Raw genomic sequence first — 17,486 nt, 5'->3', positions numbered from 1 at the left:
AGTTATGATAGATATATTTTTATTGATTTATATTTTCCTTATTTCCCCTTAAACCCTCGATATAAAGCCGTCCGTAACTCTTGTTTGTATTCTTCAATTTCTGGCATATCGAGTTCTTCTGCTAGTCTGATGGCTAGTTCAATATCATATGGTACACGTACGAGTTGAATGGAAAAGCTTGCTGCTTCTTTTTCATTGTATGTTCCTTCAAAAATTAAATAGGAAGCTTGTGTAATTTCAAGTGGATTACCTACACTACCAGCATTACATAACGTTTTCCCTCTAAAATTTTGCACATACGCCTGATGAACGTCACCGTAACAAACGACATCTGGTTTTCTTTCCCCTTCTATATTCTCTGTGAGCTCACTATTTTCGAACATACTAATACGCTCTTCTCTTGTTGCATGTGGTTGAATTCTTTCATACAAACTTCTCGGTGAAGCGTGGAACATACGAATCAGTTTCCCACTCATATAAAACTCGATTGAAAATGGTAAGCTTCTTAAATACTCATTTTGTTCTTCTGACAATTGTTTTTGATGCCATTTTAACGCTTCAAATTCAGTCGGTTTTGTAATGAAATCATCCCAGTTTCCCATTACGGTTCCTTCACATTCTTTACGAACGATTTCAATTACTTCGCTAGAATGCGGACCTTTTCCTACTAAATCTCCAAGACAAATAATACGTTCAATTCCTCTTAATTTAATATCTTTCAGTACTGATTCTAATGCCGGAATATTACCATGTATATCTGAAATTACCGCAATTTTATCCAAATGAATCCCTCCGTTATTTATTGTTTATTATATCCTCATGTTGTGATTGATACCATTTTGGAATATAAGATGAAAAATGATTATGATCTTCTATAATTCGGTTCAATCTTTCTTTCATATCCTCTACTAAATGTGGTGTAGTTCGGTTTGTCCATACGATATCCGCTGGGAATGTCATCGCTGCATATAATGAATACAGTTTCCAAAAGTGGATTGACGGATCGCCTCCGCAATAACCGTGAACTTGTCCAACCGCAAATGGTTTGCTTATTCTTGTAGTAAAAATCGCTACGTTATAAAAATCGTGTATTGGATCGCCAAAATCATATCCACTAAAATCGATAACGATAAATTCATTATTATGAATCATACTATTTGCTGGGTGGTAATCATCGTGTAAAAATGTGATAGGCCGATTTTTCAATAAGTCTTTATGATTTTCTACAAAGGTTAATACTGGCTTCAAATCCAGAAAATTCACCTCATAATCTGCTAATGCCTCTATGTACCTTTCATACTTATTCCACCTAAATATTTCCCATTTATTACTTGCACTTTCTCTTTCTATCGAGTGAATTCTCTTTAATATTTCCCCTGCTTTTCTTCCTGCATTATACTGTTCTTCCACCGATAGCTTGCTTAAGCTCTCTTGACCATTTACACCTTGGGTCCATTCAAATACTTGAACACATTTATTTAATCCCTCAAGTTTTATGAAATGAATTAACTTCGGCGTTGGAATATGTAATAACTCCAATTGTTTCATATACATATATTCTTCTTGTTTTCGTTCATAATTAGAAGAATCACACACTTTTACAAAATAAGTTTCTCGATTCTCTAGGTCAATTTTATACTTCTCTTCATGTGAAAAACCTTTTGTAATAGCTGTACATTTTACAATACGTGACCACTCTAGTTTTCTTTCTATCTCTCTTAACATTTCTTCCACAAAACTCACCTCTATTAATATACGAACAAACTACCTAACACTTCATACTCTCGTTTATTTTCCCCTTTAAACTCCACTGCAAATGGATATTCGCCATGATGCTTCAAACGTTCTAGTACTAGCCCTTCTCCAACTGGTTCACAAAACTGCACATGAACATCACCAAACGATAAACTTTGACACTCAGCATTCCATTCTTCATTTTGTATGATTGAATTTGCAGTTAGCTCCATTACTTCTTTCCATTTCCGCACTGTTTCTCGAACATTTTTCACCGTATAATGAATCGTTTCAATTTCTTGTACTTTATTTTTATGTTCAGTGATCGTCCCTATTTTACGTAAATCGTTTCTTCTTTCTTCATCCGTTTCATTCCACTGTATAAAGAATGGTAATTTCGGTCCATTCTCTTCTTGCTTTACAAATAACATTTTCCATTCTAAAAGCCGGCCATCTTTTCTCATCCGTTTCCCTTCAAATGGTCCTATCATATGTAAGCCGTGCTTACTAAATTTAACTGCTAGTTCTTCAATTGCATCTGTTCGAATTGCGATTTGTAGCATCCCTTCTCCATTTTTTAATTTCACCACTGTTTCTTGTACTAATGGATTTTCTGCTTCTTTCGCTTTTTCTTCATGCTGAACTGCTAAAAATTCTATATATGATAAATCAAAATAACATAAACTATTCCAAGTACCCCAAGTCGTATGCTCACCGCCTAATGCAGTATGAAATCCATGCTCCTGCATTTGTTTTGTTGCTTCCTCCGGTGTACAATGCACTGCGTGAACGAGATGATCAAATGCTAACATAGTCTTTCTCCCCTTTCTCTCCATCCTTTTATTGTATATTTTATTTTTCTTTCGTTCAATTCAAAAAACTTTAAAACCCAGTTGATTTATACGATTAATGTGTATTATAATAAAACAAATTTAATTATTGCTGATTGGAAAAACCAAAGGCACTTTTCTCATACGGGAAAAGTGTCTTTTTCATTTATTATTACAGGGGGATTATTTATGCAGAAATTAATTGTCTTTGCTATTATTGGATTTTTCGCTCAATTGATTGATGGCGCACTTGGTATGGCGTACGGGGTAACGTCTACCTCACTATTATTAATGTTTGGTATCGCACCAGCTGTAGCTTCCGCATCAGTTCATTTAGCTGAAGTCGTTACAACCGCCGCTTCTGGTGCATCTCATATCAAATTTGGAAACGTTGATAAATATACAGTTTCCAGACTTACATTACCAGGAGCAATTGGCGCATTTATTGGGGCATGTTTTTTAAGCAATTTACCTGGTGATGTAATTAAACCGTACATTTCCATATTTTTATTTACTTTAGGGGTTTATATTTTATTACGATTCATCATTCAAAAACAAATTGTTTCTTCAAATAAGCGTATGTCTGCTAAACAACTTGTACCACTTGGCTTATTCGCTGGATTCGTCGATTCAACTGGCGGCGGTGGTTGGGGGCCGATTACGACACCTGTTCTTCTTGCAAGAGGAAATGAAGCTAGAAAAGTTATTGGATCTGTAGATACGAGTGAATTTCCTGTTTCACTCGCTGCAACGATTGGCTTTTTCATTTCACTTGGCTGGGAACAAGTAAGCTGGGTTTGGGTATTTGCCCTCATGCTTGGTGGTATTGTTGCCGCACCAATCGCCGCATGGTTAGTACGCATCGTTCCTTCTCATTTACTTGGCGTACTCGTTGGCGGACTTATTATCTTTACGAATATACGTACACTGCTTACTACATTTAAAGTAGATCCAACTATTATTTCACTTTCTTACGTTGCAGTTGGTCTTGTCGTTATTATATCTATTTTTATTGCTGTTCGTAATCATTCCAATCGTTCTAACGTATCGACAGCCGGCTATCCGAAAGATCAAAAACAAATGCTACCATAATTAATAATAATACCGCCCGATTTACTTCGAGCGGTATTTTTTATTTTTCTATTTTCCAATTGACCATCGTTTCAGTACTATTTACTCTTTTCATATGTAATTTCTCTAAGACACGAATAGAGCTATAATTATCAAGGAGTGTCTCCGCTATAATCGTTTCCACTTCCCCTGTTTGAAAAGCCCATTTCATTAATTCACTAACTGCTTCTGTTGCATACCCTTTATTCCAATATTTCTCAATAAATCCGTAACCAATTTCTACCGTATGTTGCTCATTCGGTTTCCCTTTAAATCCTATATCACCTAGAACAACATCATCCTCTTTCCGAATAACATACCACGGTCCCCACGGTAATGAAGCCGCATCTCGTTTCATATTTTCTATATGTCCTACAATATGCGGACCACTATTGTATCCTTGATTATCCGCAATTTGAATCCATTCTTCTGTACACGGTACTATATATAATCTTTCCGTTTCTAATTTCATAATGATATCCCCTTTTCAATTAAACAATACCTCAATTTTATCAGAAATAAAAAGAATATTCATTCTATTTATCGAATTTATACTTATTCTTTGAAACGAATTTAAGGAATAATCCCCTTCTGATAGTTATGTCGAATTATATTTTCTGAATTTTCTTTTAATTTTAAAGGGTTTTTCAATATTTTTTGCGAAACATTTGTATAACAATTTTTTCTTTGCTTATTGCTACATAATAGTAGGTTCGGGTGGAGTTTTGCAAGCGTTTCCTATACAATAACCGATATTTTTTGACTTTTCCTAACAAAATTCCTTGCAATATATTCAGAAAGTCATTACAATTGCCATATATTAAATATCTTAGCAATATATAAATCCTCATCAATCCGATGAGGTAGAGGTTGCGATTTTTAAAAGTAAAATGGACGAGACACAGCGAATGTCACTGACTCCGTTTGAAAGGAAAAGTTGCCGAAGTTTATATTTCTTCTCTGGAAATATGAGCTGGGGCTGTCTCCGAAAGGAACAGAACTGTCACGTTTACAAAATTACCGTGTAAACGTGGTGTGCTATCTTAACGGAAGGGTATGATGGGGTGGTTATTTGTGAAACGTTCCGCCTAATTCCTTTGGCGGTTTTTTGTATTTTTCTCCCCCGCTCCTTCCTAACCTACAAGAAAAGGAGTGTTGAACATGAATAGCGCAACAAATCAATCTACCTCTAAAACGCAAACTACACAAGGACAAGGTGAATTAAAACGCGGATTAAAATCTCGTCACCTTACGATGATTTCTCTCGGTGGTACAATCGGTACCGGATTATTTCTTGCCAGTGGTGGTGTTATCCATTCAGCTGGTCCTGGCGGTGCATTAGTCGCATATGCCGCAATTGGAATTATGGTTTATTTTTTAATGACAAGCTTAGCAGAACTCGCGGCTTACATGCCTGTTACTGGATCTTTTAGTACTTATGCAACAAAATTTGTTGATCCATCACTTGGTTTTGCACTTGGATGGAACTATTGGTATAACTGGGCGATTACGATTGCAGCTGAACTAGCGGCCGTAACATTAATTATGAAATTTTGGTTCCCAGATACCCCTTCTCTTATTTGGAGTGGACTTTGTTTAGCTATTATTTTTCTCTTAAACTATTTATCTGTTAAAGGTTTTGGTGAATCTGAATATTGGTTCGCACTTATTAAAGTAGTTACTATTATTATCTTTTTAATTGTCGGTTTTATGATGATTTTTGGAATTATGGGCGGCGAATCTGTTGGCTTTAAAAACTTCACTGTTGCAGATGCACCATTTAATGGCGGCATCATGGCAATTATCGGTGTATTTATGGCTGCTGGTTTCTCATTCCAAGGAACTGAATTATTAGGAGTAGCTGCTGGTGAAACTGCTGATCCAGAACGCAATATTCCGAAAGCAATTCGTTCTATCTTTTGGCGCATTTTATTATTCTATATTTTAGCAATTCTCGTTATCGGTTTATTAATTCCTTATACGACTGAAAGCCTTGCAGCAAGTGATGTTACAGTAAGTCCATTTACACTTGTATTTGAAAAAGCGGGCGTTGCCTTCGCTGCTTCTGTTATGAACGCTGTTATTTTAACTGCAGTACTTTCTGCTGGTAACTCTGGAATGTATGCATCAACTCGTATGCTTTGGGATTTAGCTCGCCAAGGAAAAGCACCAAAGTTCTTAGGGAAATTAGATAGCCGCGGTGTACCTGTTAACGCATTAATCGCAACATCAGTAGTTGGTAGCGTCGCTTTCATCGCTTCTTTATTCGGTGACGGTGTTGTATACATTTGGTTATTAAATGCTTCAGGGATGTCAGGATTTATTGCTTGGGTAGGGATTGCTATTAGTCATTACCGTTTCCGTAAAGCCTATATTGCACAAGGGAAAGATTTGAAAGATTTACCATATCAAGCGAAATGGTTCCCGTTCGGTCCAATCTTTGCATTTACACTTTGTGTTATTGTTATTTTAGGTCAAAACTACGGAGCATTTACAGGAGCATCTATCGACTGGAACGGTGTACTCGTTTCTTACATCGGTTTACCACTCTTCTTAGTACTATGGTTAGGTTATAAATTTACTAAGAAAACGAAAGTCATTCCACTTGATAAATGTGAACTGAAATAAAGTAAAACGAGCAAACAAAATTGTTTGCTCGTTTTTTTAATGCAATGTTTCTCCCTTCCCTATTTCTCCTGTTTTTGCAATAATAGAGGAAATATAAATAAAGGTTGGGATTACATGAACATTCGTATTACTGATGAAGCAAAAGCAGCTATACATAGACTAGTACGTGAAGACAAAAAGATCATTCGCATTAGAGGAACTATGACAAACTCTTGCAGTATTTTCGTTGATGTCGATTTAATTTGGGATACATATAATGCGGATGATGTTGTATATGAAGATGCGGAGCTTATCGTACAAATGGATTCATTCACGACAGATTACACTGGTGATACGGTGAAACTTGATTATAAGACGACAGGTTTTAGTATTACGACTCCTAGTGAGACTTTGGTGTATGGATTGTCGATTAAAAAATAAACATTGTTTTTATCCGACCAATGGGGTGAAAAAATGGGCAAATATGTTCCGTTAAAATTTTTATTTAACAAAGAATTAGCAGAAAAAATGGCTGATTCTATTTGTAAACACGATCCTAATTTCTCTAAAAGAAACTTTGTATCTACCGTAACATATAAAGTTGAAAATTTAGAGTTAAAGCAACGTATAGAAGTAATAGCAGATGAATTACACAATGCATTACAAAAAGATTTTAATGAAGCAATACATATATTACTGAAAACATTAGGACCAGAAAATCCAACAGAAGTCGGCACATTTACAAAGGGTTATATGTATATGCCTATCGCAAAATACGTTGAAAAATATGGGCTTAACGATTTTGACTCCTCATTCAACGCAATGTATGAAATAACAAAAAGAAATACTGCTGAATATGCCATTCGTCCTTATCTTGAAAAATACCATGAAGAAACCTTGGACATATTGCAGCAATGGTTACGTGATGAAAACAGCCACATTAGAAGATTAGCTTCAGAAGGTACTAGGCCAAGACTTCCTTGGGCAAAAAAAATAGGAGCTTTGAAAGGTGACTTCAGAAATAATTTAAAGCTTCTTGAGCCATTAATGAATGACCCTTCTAATTATGTTCAAAAATCTGTAGCCAATCACATTAATGATATTACGAAAGAAGATAAAGAACTCGTTTTTCGATGGTTGCGAGAATTACTCGATAAAAACCATCCTGTTAATCCTTGGATTATGAAACATGGATTAAGAACGGTGATAAAAAATGGCACTTTACCAAAAGATTTTTATTTTTAAGTATTTGTAAAGAAAGCAACAATCTATATGAAAACAGCTAATAATAAAAACGTTTATACTTCATTTGGAAGTATAAACGTTTTTTCTCTTTTAAACATTAACCCTGCCTTAAAATCTTATGAAACATTTCCGGTTTATGTTGATCAAAAGCATCTATTAATTCTTTTCCAAATATCGTTATACTCTCCTCCCACGGATGCCCTAAATACCCCCACTTAAAGTCCTTCTGAATAAAGAAATAGTAATCTCCAGTTGGAAAAATCGGGATTGTCCACTCATCAAATTCATTTCTATCGAACTTTAAATGTGAATTTACCCAGTAACATTCATGTTGCCAATCAAGTGCCATTATATATTCATTCGATACTGTATTCTCTTTAAAAACTAGTAATGCTTTTTCTTCCAGATCGTCATATACATTTAAATCTACCGATTCTCCAAAGTAATGAGAAATATCATATGTTATAAAAGGACTTGGCACCTTAAATGATGGGAATATAGACATACTTGGTGAAAACTCAAAATCACTATATACCCTATCCCATATTCGGTCGTACTCTTTGTCTGTAAACTCAATCCAATTCTTCATTAAATATCTACCTTCCCTTTATAGTTCAAAGGATTTTCACTCGATTATCCCGAATATATAAATAATTATTCTCGCAAGGAGCGAATTTGTATGAATCTATTCGAACACGAAACGTAAAACCTCTTCATCTTTACAAGAGGTCCTCCATTTCTCTGTTCTTACTATATCATTCATTAACGAAATAGGAGGACATATTATGAAACGTGATCCATTATTTTCAGCACTATTAGAAAGTGCAAAGACTAACTTTAGCGGCTGGGATTTTTCTTTCATTTCAGAAACTGGCCGTATGAATAGCGAGCCCCTATCATGGTCATACGGTAGCACTGCTTTCCAGCTTATGCAACGTGCAAAATCAATGCTAGATATGGGGACTGGTGGCGGAGAGTTTTTATCTATGTTACAACCGTTCCCGTCAACTATTTATGCGACTGAGGGCTATGCTCCGAATGTCCCAATTGCACGAAAGAAATTAGAACCTTTAGGAGTTATAGTCGTAGAAGTGACTGATGATACTGCTTTACCATTTCAAGATGGTCAGTTTGATTTAATTGTGAATCAACATGAATCCTATTCTGCTTCTGAAGTGAAAAGAAGTCTTTCCACCAATGGAACATTTCTTACACAACAAGTCGGTGGTCTTGATTGTGCGGAACTGAATGAGCAGTTTGGCACACCGCTGAATAGCGAATTTTCAAGTTGGTCACTCGAAACGGCATGTAGTGAATTGAGAAAAAGCGGATTTACAATTTTAGAAGCGAAGGAAGAGTTCCCTCTTCAGCGTTTTTATGATGTCGGTTCTGTTGTCTATTACTTGCAAGCAATTCCGTGGCAAATTCCTGAATTTACAGTAGACAGCTATACCGAGGAATTGTATCGCATACATGAAATCATCTTGCAAAAAGGATATTTCGATGTGAAGCAACACCGCTTTATTATTAAAGCAAATTATGAAGAGTAAAATTTGAATTAGCATTCCCTACAAAAAAGCCAAGTCCCAATAAAGGACTTGGCTTTTTCTTATTATTTTAACGCATCTTATCCTATTGAGAAATGAGATGTTTTTCATATCGTTTTTTCGTATCATCTTCTGTCAAAAGTGTAGTTGTGTAATCAATAATATTCCGGTTATCATATGTGAATGTATGCTCTAAATTGTTTTCTTCTTTTAATACTCTTGGTAAATATCTTTGCAAATTGCTAACTACACCTCTATTATCACCATCTAATATCCAATCAATTGACTTCCATTCTAATATACCTTCATCTGTGCTTACTGGCGTATCAATATGTACTCCATCTGGTAAATCAGTAAGGAATACATACATTCCCTCACTACCCAAAGGTTCGTCTTTAACTTGAAACATAACATTCCCTTTATACGTTACACTTGGAAGCTCTATTCCCGTTTCCTCAAACGTTTCTCTAATAACTCCTTCGTATGGCGTTTCATACTCTTCTATTTTCCCTCCGACACCATTCCACATTCCCATTGTCGGCTTTTTGTTTCTATTTAATAGCAGTATATTATCTCCTTTTCTAATGAAGCAAATTGTGTACTTATACATACGATCATTTCCTTTCATTTACATCTTCTTTTATAAGCAATTCATTTTCCACATGTGTTATTTGGCTTATTTTCACGTGAAAACACTCGCCTTATAATCCCTTACCACATAATATATAGTACAACTTTCATACGTAAACTCTTTACGTATGAAAGAATCCTTTTTAGAAAGGAGAATTCAAAATCGATAACATTAGTAGCGAATTTCTAAAACAATATTACGACAGCAACGTTTGGTTACATGGTACACACTGGTTCGGGGTTCCAATCTGCAAACTTCCTTCTGATCTCTTTTTGTATCAAGAAATATTATACGAATTAAAGCCTGATTTAATTATTGAATGCGGAACTTTTTACGGTGGTAGTGCACTGTTTTTAGCTTCTATGTTAGATTTAATTGGAAAAGGTCACGTACTTACTATCGATATAACTCCGCAACCAAATCGGCCATCCCATAATCGAATTACGTATTTAACAGCTTCATCTGTTTCTGTACAGGCCGTCCAATCAATATTAAGTATGCGCAAACCTGATGATGTGATTTTAGTTATTTTAGATTCTGATCATAGTAAAGAACATGTATCGAAAGAACTCTTACTTTATAAATCTATTGTAACCACTGGCAGTTACATTATTGTAGAAGATACAAGTATTAACGGAAATCCTCTCCTTCCTGATTGGGGCCCTGGCCCAATGGAAGCTGTGGAAGAGTTTTTAACTAAAAATAGCAATTTCATAATCGATGAATCTAAACATAAGTTTTTCATATCATTTAATCCAAAAGGTTTTTTAAAGAAGATAAAGTGAAACTTTAATAAGTGGGGTTTTGTGAATCCCCACTTATTTTATGATTTTCATTTTCGAAAAAGGATAGTACACAAATTTCACTTTTCCTATTATATTATCTTCTTCAATATATCCTAAACCATTTCGACTATCCTTACTTTGTTCACGATTGTCTCCCATTACAAATAACTTATTTGGCGGAATCTTTGTCTTTTGAAAATTATAAAACACTTGTGTATTGTTATATAAATCTTTATTTATATAAGGTTCATCTTGCTTTTTGTCATTTACGTATACAGTTCCATTCGTTATGTTAATTATGTCACCAGGAAGCCCTATTACACGTTTCACATAATATTTCGACTCATCCTCTTCCTTAATAATGACGATTTCTCCATGCTGTAAGCTAGAAAAGTGTACAGCGGCTTTATTTACAAATACGTAGTCTTCTTCATGTAAAGTTGGCTGCATTGATTTTCCTTCCACCTTACATAAAGTAAAAGACTGGTACGCTCCTACTAGGACAAATATAAATAGTATGTACCTTCCCCAACCTCTCTTAATCTCCTCTTTCATATCCATTCCCACCTTATCAAAACACTTTTCAACTCAAAAATATATCACTGCACCTGTTCATTTGCGCAGTGATATGCTACAATTTGAAGTTTTTATTGTGCCTTACTCGGCTATTGTGCTACTGGGACTGGACTTGCACCCGATCTCTGCGTTTTTAAGTCAAAATATGCATCCAAAACCTCTTTACCAATTGCAGAATTAATACCTGATTTATCATTATTTACCCATGGCACAACAACAGAAAAAGCAACTTCCGGATCAGCATCATATGGCGCATACCCGGCGAGAGTTAAATTATAACATTTTTTTCGATAGTTGTTTTCATCTCTTCCAATATCACTTTCTCCACCGTACACTGTTTCTGCTGTTCCTGTTTTCCCAGCCGGTTTATACGGTAAACCTTTAAAAGTTCCAGCACCGGTCCCATCTACCTCTTGGAAAACTCTTCTAAACCCTTCTTTCACATGATTTATATATGAAAGATCCATATCCACTCGATTTAACACGACTGGTTCCATCGATTGCATAACTTTCCCGACTTCCTCTGGTCTATTCGGTTGCTCTCTAATTTCTTGTACAATTTGTGGTTTCATTCGGTAACCACCATTTGCAATCGTTGACATATATTGCGCAAGCTGAAGCGGCGTATATGTATCATATTGTCCAATGGCATAGTCAAGTAAAAAACCAGGTATATTATCGGTTCTACCCATTTGACCAATCGATTCATTTGGAAGGTCAATACCGGTTGGTACACCTAAACCAAATTGTCTAAAGTAATAGCGCATTTTATTGAATGTTTCTTGCCTAATATCTAACGGATTGTTTGGTACATAATCAATCCCCGCAATCTTTAACGCCGTATTAAACATGTAGACATTGGATGAAACTTGCAATGCTCTTAAATCATCAATATCTCCAAAGTCTTTCCACGATTTCTTCGGCTTCGAACTTCCTTTAAAGTACATTGGTGCATCAAAGAAATGCGTATATGGCTTAATCGCTTCTGTTTGATATCCCGCTAATACCGTAGCTCCTTTCACCGTTGATCCTAACTCGTAAGAACTTATCATCGTTCCTAAAGCGTAGTCTTCTATTTGCATCCCGCCATCTTTATTTACAATTTTCTTTCCTGCTAATGATAGAATTTGACCATTTTTCGGATTCATCATAACGACGAATGCACGATCCATCATCGGTTCAGAAGAATGAAATGCCCTTAAATTCCTTTCAAGACTTTCCTCCACCTTTTTCTGTAAATCCATATCAACTGTTAACATTAAATTATTTCCACTTTTTCCTTTTGTCACTTTTTCAGTCCGAATAATATTTCCAGCTTTATCCGTAATATTTTTAGACTGTTCTTTCGTTCCATGTAACACATCTTCGTATTGTTTTTCGATGTAACTCTTACCAATACGATCATTTCGGTTATAATCTCGCACTAAATAATAGTCTAATTGCTCCCTTGGTAATCCCTCATTCTCAGTAGAAACACTACCAAGTACAGAACGTAGTATTTTGTCATTTGGATATTCGCGCTCCCAATCCACAGTCGTATCTACGCCTGGCAAGCTCGATAATCCTTCACTCACTACTGCATATTCATTTTGACTTACATCTTTTTTGACGATTTGTGGCGTCATTTTATATCCCGCATTCATTTTGCTTTTAATTGCTAGTACTTCTATATCCTCTTTCGAAAGCTCGTTTAATTCTTCTTGTGTAATTCTTTCTCGTCTCAACTCTTCTACTTTCTTATCTAAGTCTTTCCCTTCTATTTCCTGTTTCCTAAATTTACTCTCATCTTCTTTCGTTACTTTTGTTGCTGCACGTTTTTCATTTAACTGCATCCAAAAGTCTTTTTTATCTGTCTCTGTTAACTTGTCCATATCTTCTTGCGGCATTTCAATTAGCTTTGCTAAATTTCTTGCCACTATTAAAACCTCTTTTGAGTCCACTCCTTTCATCTTCGTATATGTAACAGTTCGTAACGGTTTATTATTTACAATAACTTTCCCTTCCCGGTCAAACATCTTCCCTCTCGGAACTGGAGTACTCACCGTTACATCTTCCTTTTTATTCACTTCATTTCGATACGTTTCTCCGTCGATGATTTGTACTTTACCTAATTGAATAATAATAGCTGAAAATAAAAGAAAAACGATAAAAAATAGTACATTTAACCGAAATGGAATATGAGTCTTTTTCTTTTTCGACTGTTTCTGTTTCTCCTTTTTCTGTCTCATTTTGCTCCCTCGCTTCATTCTATTAACATTTCTCTACATAAAACATACGTTCACTACAGTGCAATCAAATACATCATTATGTATCAAATTTAATTTTATGATATATATAGAATTTTATATTAATTACAAAAGAAATAAAAGATTTAATTTTCAGTTTTTGTATTTTATATCCTATTTATTACCATTCCCCTTAATACGCAATAACATGAATATAATTCATACAAAAAAACTGAGGTGGACATCATCCACCTCAGTTTCTTTACGAAAACAAAAACTTATTTAATCGAAGATAACCCTTTGGCAAATTCACCAATCTTATTTTGAAAAATAAAATCAAAATTGTATTCTTGTCCCGTTAATTCTTCATTTACTAAAATTGTTGTTGCGCCTACTTCCCTCTTTGCGATTTCTGGGAATGACGCGACAGGCTGTACTTTGAGTGACGTCCCCATTACAAGAAGTACATCTGTTTCATATAAACGTTTGATCGCATTTTGATACTGAGGTAACGTATCTCCGTATAAAACAACATCTGGATTTAGTATGAAATTACACTTCTCACAACGCGGCACTTCATGATCAATCATATATTGTAAATCATACCCCGTTTTACACTTTGGACAATGCGCTGTTTGCAGTGTTCCATGTAAATCAATTACATGTTTACTACCACCTACTTGATGTAAACCATCAATATTTTGCGTTAAAATCGTTATGTCTTTTCCTTGTTCTTCTATCTCTGCTAAAAAGCGATGCCCAAGATTTGGTTTATATTGATGAAACGTATTAATTTGAAAGATTTCTTTATAATGCTTCCAAAACTCTTTCGGATTTCTATTATAATAGCCTCTCGACAAATACATCTCTATATTCGCATCAGCATATAATCCATTTGCTGAACGAAAATCAGGGATTCCACTTTCCGTACTTGCACCAGCCCCTGTTAACACTGTAATTTTCTTTGCTTTTTCTAATATCGAACGTACTTCCTCATATTGCTGCACAAAAATCACCTCTATGTATTTTCCTATACTTATTATACCAGTTGTTTACAGTAGGTGTTGTACAATTCGGTTTACTTACTACGTTGCATTATCTAAACCCAAACCAATTTAATGGTGTAAGAAAGTTATCTTGGGATCAACCATCCTACACTATCACTTCTCATATTGCAAAGGATGGTAGAGAGTTTATTCATCCACAAGAAAATAGAAGGTTAACCGTTCGAGAATGCTTAAGATTAATGAGTGTTCCAGATACATACGTTATTCCGCCTCATATACCATTAAATCAACAATATACACTTATTTTAGTAATGGCGTAGCATTCTTAATAGCTAAAGCACTCTCACAATCAATTCTGGATTGTTTAGAGGTAGATTCAGTGAAAGGTGTGTCTAATGAGTAAATGACGATTTTTCAATTCATTTAGAAAGCAGCCAGAAGGCTGCTTTTCTTCATCGACGGGCTTAGATAGTTATGGACTACTGGGAACCTCTTAAGTTATACTTGTATAATATAAAAAATTAATAAGGGGTAATATTAACATTATGAAAGAAAAAAACGAACTTGTTCAAAGTATTCCTCAAACAGGATTTTTTGGGCATCCAAAAGGATTATTCTCTTTATTCTTCACTGAGTTTTGGGAAAGGTTTTCTCATTACGGGATGAGAGCTATTTTACTGTATTATATGTACTATTCGGTCTCAAAAGGTGGATTAGGAATTGATCAATCTACCGCAACCTCGATAATGGCAATTTACGGTTCCTTACTGTTCATGTCTAGTATTATCGGTGGATGGATATCGGATCGTTTATTTGGTCCAAGTAAAACCGTATTCTTTGGTGGCGTTTTAATTATGATTGGCCATCTTATTTTAGCTTTACCGGGTAGTAAAAGTGCGTTATTTATCTCTATGGTCTTCTTAGTTCTAGGAACAGGGTTGTTAAAGCCTAACATATCGAATATCGTAGGAAGTTTATACAGTGAAACAGATGCGCGTCGTGACTCAGGGTTCAGTATATTCTACATGGGTATTAACTTAGGTGCCTTACTTGCACCTTTAGTTGTCGGAACATTAGGTCAGCAATATAATTTCCACCTTGGTTTTGGAGTTGCGGCAATTGGTATGGCAATTGGGTTAGGGGTATTTGTTGGAACAAAAAAGAAAAACCTTGGTCTAATCGGTACACAAGTACCTAATCCATTATCAGATTCGGAAAGAAAAAAGACTATTAAGTATTTCAGTGTTGGTCTGGTTGTATTAATATTGCTAGGTGTGGTTACAATTCCAACTGGGTTGTTAACTATAAATCGTTTTACATTCCTGATTAGTATCTTAGGGATTGTTATTCCAGCCTATTATTTCATTTATATGTATCGTAGTCCTAAAACAACAAAAATAGAGCAATCTCGTCTTCTTGCGTATATACCACTCTTTATTGCAGCTACAATATTTTGGTCTATACAAGAACAAGGTGCTATTATCTTAGCGACATACGCGGATCAACGAACTCAATTACAGTTCAATGGAATTACATTGCATTCCGCTTGGTTCCAATCATTAAGTCCAATCTTTATCGTAACGCTTGCACCGATTTTTGCATGGATTTGGATAAAGTTAGGCAAGAAGCAGCCTTCAACGGCAAAAAAATTCGCTATTGGATTGCTATTTGCAGGTTTATCATTCTCAGTTATGATTATTCCGGCTTTAATCAACGGTACTCACTCTTTAGTGAACCCTATGTGGTTAGTCCTTAGCTTCTTTTTAATTGTAATTGGAGAAGTTTGTTTATCTCCTTCAGGGTTATCAATAACGACTAAGCTGGCTCCAGCTGCTTTCTCTTCGCAAACCATGAGCTTATGGTTCTTATCAACTGCGTCTGCGCAAGCAATAAATGCCCAAGTTGTTAAACTGTATAATCCTGCAACAGAATCAATTTACTTTGGTGTTATTGGTGCTATCTCCATTTTAGTTAGCATCCTGCTGTTTGCATTATCATCAAAAATCCAAAGTTTCATGAAGGGACTTCAATAACGGTCTCTTATTGAAATAAACAAATACAAGTTTCTATGTGAAGAGTAGCCAAACGGGTTACTCTTTTTTGTAAAGGTTAGATAAATATTGCATTCTTACCGTACTTATATTTAAATTTATCAGTTTTGAAAAATCATAGTACAATTAACAATTCTGATGATTATCTCTTACCCAGTTATACTTTACTAATGGAAAAAATTCACTCTGTTTGTTTTACATAAAAATGGTGTGATATTTTTATCACACCATTTTAAAATCATTACTTTGTATATCTTTGAGTTTATCAGAACTTAACTTTTTATCCATTCATATAGACGAAAATTCTACATCATTAAGAAACTATTTAAAAAGTTGCCTTTTATTTGGAACAATTCCATATTTGTTAGAATACTCCCATTGCAACCTTTCCCTTTATATTCTATACTGCATCTTCAATTACAAAATACAAACACACAAAGAGGGCTGCATCAGCCCTCTTTAATTAACATGCTTTTTACTTAATGCGTCGCACCGCCGCACGCTACAATATCTACTTCCACTTCCGTCGCTACCTCAATTGCCAACTCTATCCCTTTACGAATCGTAGAAAGTGACATACTCGGTTGCCCTGGATAATTGCTCGCTTGCTCTGGCAAGAACGGAATATGAACAAATCCGCCTTTTATTTTCTTATCATGTTTCTCTAGTTCGTGCATGAGACCATAGAATAAATGATTACAAACGAATGTACCTGCGGTTTGTGAAACAGATGACGGTATACCTTCTTCGCGAAGTTTTTTCACGATTGCTTTCATCGGAAGTGTAGACCAATACGCAATAGTTCCTTCTTCTACAACCGGCATATCCACCGGCTTGTTCCCTTCATTATCAGCAATTCTTGCATCATCAACATTAATTGCTATTCGCTCTATCGTAACATCTGGTCTGCCCCCAGCTTGTCCAATACATATAATAATGTCAGGCGACAACTCTTCTATATACGCTTTTAATACTTGTATCGATTTATGAAATACCGTTGGAACTTGTTTACTTATAATCTTGTATTCTCCAATTGTTTTTTCATGTAAACTTTTTGCGACTTCCCAAGCTGGGTTGATGCTTTCTCCGCCAAACGGATCAAATCCTGTTACTAATACTGTTTTCATAGTTTCACTCT

The 17,486-nt window shown here is 35.3% G+C and carries 18 protein-coding genes and 1 riboswitch; of the genes, 8 read left to right on the top strand and 10 right to left on the bottom strand.

Going from position 1 to position 17,486, the window contains the following annotated elements:
• Positions 1 to 38: 38 nt before the first annotated feature.
• From BG05_RS16515 to BG05_RS16505, 3 genes are read right to left on the bottom strand one after another with little or no spacing between them, the layout of a single operon-like run.
• Positions 39 to 782, bottom strand: coding sequence for a metallophosphoesterase family protein (locus BG05_RS16515; RefSeq protein WP_002013591.1), 744 nt, complete (start codon positions 780 to 782; stop codon positions 39 to 41).
• A gap of 13 nt (positions 783 to 795) precedes the next feature.
• Positions 796 to 1,734: an aminoglycoside phosphotransferase family protein gene (locus BG05_RS16510; RefSeq protein ID WP_002185507.1), complete on the bottom strand. Its 939-nt coding sequence runs from the start codon at positions 1,732 to 1,734 to the stop codon at positions 796 to 798.
• 14 nt (positions 1,735 to 1,748) lie between these two features.
• Complete coding sequence (locus tag BG05_RS16505) at positions 1,749 to 2,546, bottom strand: VOC family protein (RefSeq protein ID WP_033734114.1); 798 nt, start codon at positions 2,544 to 2,546, stop codon at positions 1,749 to 1,751.
• Positions 2,547 to 2,753: 207 nt separating this feature from the next.
• Here BG05_RS16505 and BG05_RS16500 point away from each other — a divergent pair, with 207 nt between their 5' ends.
• Positions 2,754 to 3,656, top strand: a complete 903-nt coding sequence (locus tag BG05_RS16500) for a sulfite exporter TauE/SafE family protein (protein WP_002127976.1) — start codon at positions 2,754 to 2,756, stop codon at positions 3,654 to 3,656.
• A gap of 40 nt (positions 3,657 to 3,696) precedes the next feature.
• Here BG05_RS16500 and BG05_RS16495 read toward each other — a convergent pair whose 3' ends face one another.
• Positions 3,697 to 4,146, bottom strand: coding sequence for a GNAT family N-acetyltransferase (locus tag BG05_RS16495; RefSeq protein ID WP_002127978.1), 450 nt, complete (start codon positions 4,144 to 4,146; stop codon positions 3,697 to 3,699).
• A 384-nt stretch (positions 4,147 to 4,530) separates the two neighbouring features.
• Positions 4,531 to 4,723, top strand: a riboswitch (Lysine riboswitch).
• Between the two features lie 112 nt (positions 4,724 to 4,835).
• Between BG05_RS16495 and BG05_RS16490 the strand changes: the two genes are divergently transcribed.
• From BG05_RS16490 to BG05_RS16480, 3 genes are all read left to right on the top strand, one after another.
• A complete protein-coding gene (locus BG05_RS16490; RefSeq protein ID WP_002013597.1) occupies positions 4,836 to 6,302 on the top strand; it encodes an amino acid permease in 1,467 nt (488 codons plus the stop codon).
• Positions 6,303 to 6,416: 114 nt separating this feature from the next.
• Positions 6,417 to 6,722 carry an iron-sulfur cluster biosynthesis family protein gene (locus tag BG05_RS16485; protein WP_002127979.1) on the top strand — a complete coding sequence of 102 codons (306 nt, stop codon included), beginning with the start codon at positions 6,417 to 6,419 and terminating at the stop codon, positions 6,720 to 6,722.
• Positions 6,723 to 6,755: 33 nt separating this feature from the next.
• On the top strand, positions 6,756 to 7,526 hold the full coding sequence (locus tag BG05_RS16480) for a DNA alkylation repair protein (RefSeq protein WP_003190106.1): 771 nt from the start codon (positions 6,756 to 6,758) through the stop codon (positions 7,524 to 7,526).
• A 97-nt stretch (positions 7,527 to 7,623) separates the two neighbouring features.
• On the opposite strand, the gene BG05_RS16475 is transcribed toward BG05_RS16480, so the two are convergent.
• Positions 7,624 to 8,115 (bottom strand): DUF2716 domain-containing protein, encoded by a 492-nt coding sequence (locus tag BG05_RS16475; RefSeq protein ID WP_002165521.1) that lies wholly within the window; start codon positions 8,113 to 8,115, stop codon positions 7,624 to 7,626.
• 196 nt (positions 8,116 to 8,311) lie between these two features.
• On the opposite strand from BG05_RS16475, the gene BG05_RS16470 reads away from it, so the two are divergent.
• Positions 8,312 to 9,076: a class I SAM-dependent methyltransferase gene (locus tag BG05_RS16470; protein WP_002127984.1), complete on the top strand. Its 765-nt coding sequence runs from the start codon at positions 8,312 to 8,314 to the stop codon at positions 9,074 to 9,076.
• 82 nt (positions 9,077 to 9,158) lie between these two features.
• On the opposite strand, the gene BG05_RS16465 is transcribed toward BG05_RS16470, so the two are convergent.
• Positions 9,159 to 9,683 (bottom strand): NUDIX hydrolase, encoded by a 525-nt coding sequence (locus BG05_RS16465; RefSeq protein WP_002127986.1) that lies wholly within the window; start codon positions 9,681 to 9,683, stop codon positions 9,159 to 9,161.
• 182 nt (positions 9,684 to 9,865) lie between these two features.
• Between BG05_RS16465 and BG05_RS16460 the strand changes: the two genes are divergently transcribed.
• Positions 9,866 to 10,489, top strand: coding sequence for a cephalosporin hydroxylase family protein (locus BG05_RS16460; protein WP_078178857.1), 624 nt, complete (start codon positions 9,866 to 9,868; stop codon positions 10,487 to 10,489).
• A 33-nt stretch (positions 10,490 to 10,522) separates the two neighbouring features.
• Here the strand turns inward: BG05_RS16460 and lepB are convergent, their stop codons facing one another.
• The 3 genes from lepB to BG05_RS16445 form a co-directional block, all read right to left on the bottom strand.
• On the bottom strand, positions 10,523 to 11,044 hold the full coding sequence (gene lepB, locus BG05_RS16455; protein ID WP_033734112.1) for a signal peptidase I: 522 nt from the start codon (positions 11,042 to 11,044) through the stop codon (positions 10,523 to 10,525).
• A gap of 110 nt (positions 11,045 to 11,154) precedes the next feature.
• Positions 11,155 to 13,311 (bottom strand): peptidoglycan D,D-transpeptidase FtsI family protein, encoded by a 2,157-nt coding sequence (locus BG05_RS16450; RefSeq protein ID WP_003190097.1) that lies wholly within the window; start codon positions 13,309 to 13,311, stop codon positions 11,155 to 11,157.
• A gap of 257 nt (positions 13,312 to 13,568) precedes the next feature.
• The gene (locus tag BG05_RS16445) at positions 13,569 to 14,297 is read right to left on the bottom strand and encodes an NAD-dependent protein deacylase (protein ID WP_002127990.1); all 729 of its coding nucleotides are present in this window, start codon (positions 14,295 to 14,297) and stop codon (positions 13,569 to 13,571) included.
• A 41-nt stretch (positions 14,298 to 14,338) separates the two neighbouring features.
• On the opposite strand from BG05_RS16445, the gene BG05_RS29715 reads away from it, so the two are divergent.
• Positions 14,339 to 14,617, top strand: coding sequence for a DNA cytosine methyltransferase (locus tag BG05_RS29715; RefSeq protein WP_003190094.1), 279 nt, complete (start codon positions 14,339 to 14,341; stop codon positions 14,615 to 14,617).
• 225 nt (positions 14,618 to 14,842) lie between these two features.
• Positions 14,843 to 16,330, top strand: a complete 1,488-nt coding sequence (locus BG05_RS16440) for a peptide MFS transporter (RefSeq protein ID WP_003190092.1) — start codon at positions 14,843 to 14,845, stop codon at positions 16,328 to 16,330.
• Positions 16,331 to 16,827: 497 nt separating this feature from the next.
• Here BG05_RS16440 and pcp read toward each other — a convergent pair whose 3' ends face one another.
• The gene (pcp, locus tag BG05_RS16435; protein WP_003190090.1) at positions 16,828 to 17,475 is read right to left on the bottom strand and encodes a pyroglutamyl-peptidase I; all 648 of its coding nucleotides are present in this window, start codon (positions 17,473 to 17,475) and stop codon (positions 16,828 to 16,830) included.
• Positions 17,476 to 17,486: the final 11 nt, after the last annotated feature.

Source organism: Bacillus mycoides, from assembly GCF_000832605.1.
In the GTDB taxonomy this organism is placed as follows: domain Bacteria; phylum Bacillota; class Bacilli; order Bacillales; family Bacillaceae_G; genus Bacillus_A; species Bacillus_A mycoides.
The sequence above is the reverse complement of the archived record's forward strand: the minus strand, read 5'-3'. Positions and strand labels throughout refer to the sequence as shown.

Bases quoted from the DNA above. Each gene is read 5' to 3' on its own strand.
- BG05_RS16505 (WP_033734114.1), bottom strand. From the start codon at position 2,546: ATGTTAGCATTTGATCATCTCGTTCACGCAGTGCATTGTACACCGGAG.
- BG05_RS16500 (WP_002127976.1), top strand. From the start codon at position 2,754: ATGCAGAAATTAATTGTCTTTGCTATTATTGGATTTTTCGCTCAATTG.
- BG05_RS16495 (WP_002127978.1), bottom strand. From the start codon at position 4,146: ATGAAATTAGAAACGGAAAGATTATATATAGTACCGTGTACAGAAGAA.
- BG05_RS16490 (WP_002013597.1), top strand. From the start codon at position 4,836: ATGAATAGCGCAACAAATCAATCTACCTCTAAAACGCAAACTACACAA.
- BG05_RS16485 (WP_002127979.1), top strand. From the start codon at position 6,417: ATGAACATTCGTATTACTGATGAAGCAAAAGCAGCTATACATAGACTA.
- BG05_RS16480 (WP_003190106.1), top strand. From the start codon at position 6,756: ATGGGCAAATATGTTCCGTTAAAATTTTTATTTAACAAAGAATTAGCA.
- BG05_RS16475 (WP_002165521.1), bottom strand. From the start codon at position 8,115: ATGAAGAATTGGATTGAGTTTACAGACAAAGAGTACGACCGAATATGG.
- BG05_RS16470 (WP_002127984.1), top strand. From the start codon at position 8,312: ATGAAACGTGATCCATTATTTTCAGCACTATTAGAAAGTGCAAAGACT.
- BG05_RS16465 (WP_002127986.1), bottom strand. From the start codon at position 9,683: ATGTATAAGTACACAATTTGCTTCATTAGAAAAGGAGATAATATACTG.
- lepB (WP_033734112.1), bottom strand. From the start codon at position 11,044: ATGAAAGAGGAGATTAAGAGAGGTTGGGGAAGGTACATACTATTTATA.
- BG05_RS16450 (WP_003190097.1), bottom strand. From the start codon at position 13,311: ATGAAGCGAGGGAGCAAAATGAGACAGAAAAAGGAGAAACAGAAACAG.
- BG05_RS16440 (WP_003190092.1), top strand. From the start codon at position 14,843: ATGAAAGAAAAAAACGAACTTGTTCAAAGTATTCCTCAAACAGGATTT.
- pcp (WP_003190090.1), bottom strand. From the start codon at position 17,475: ATGAAAACAGTATTAGTAACAGGATTTGATCCGTTTGGCGGAGAAAGC.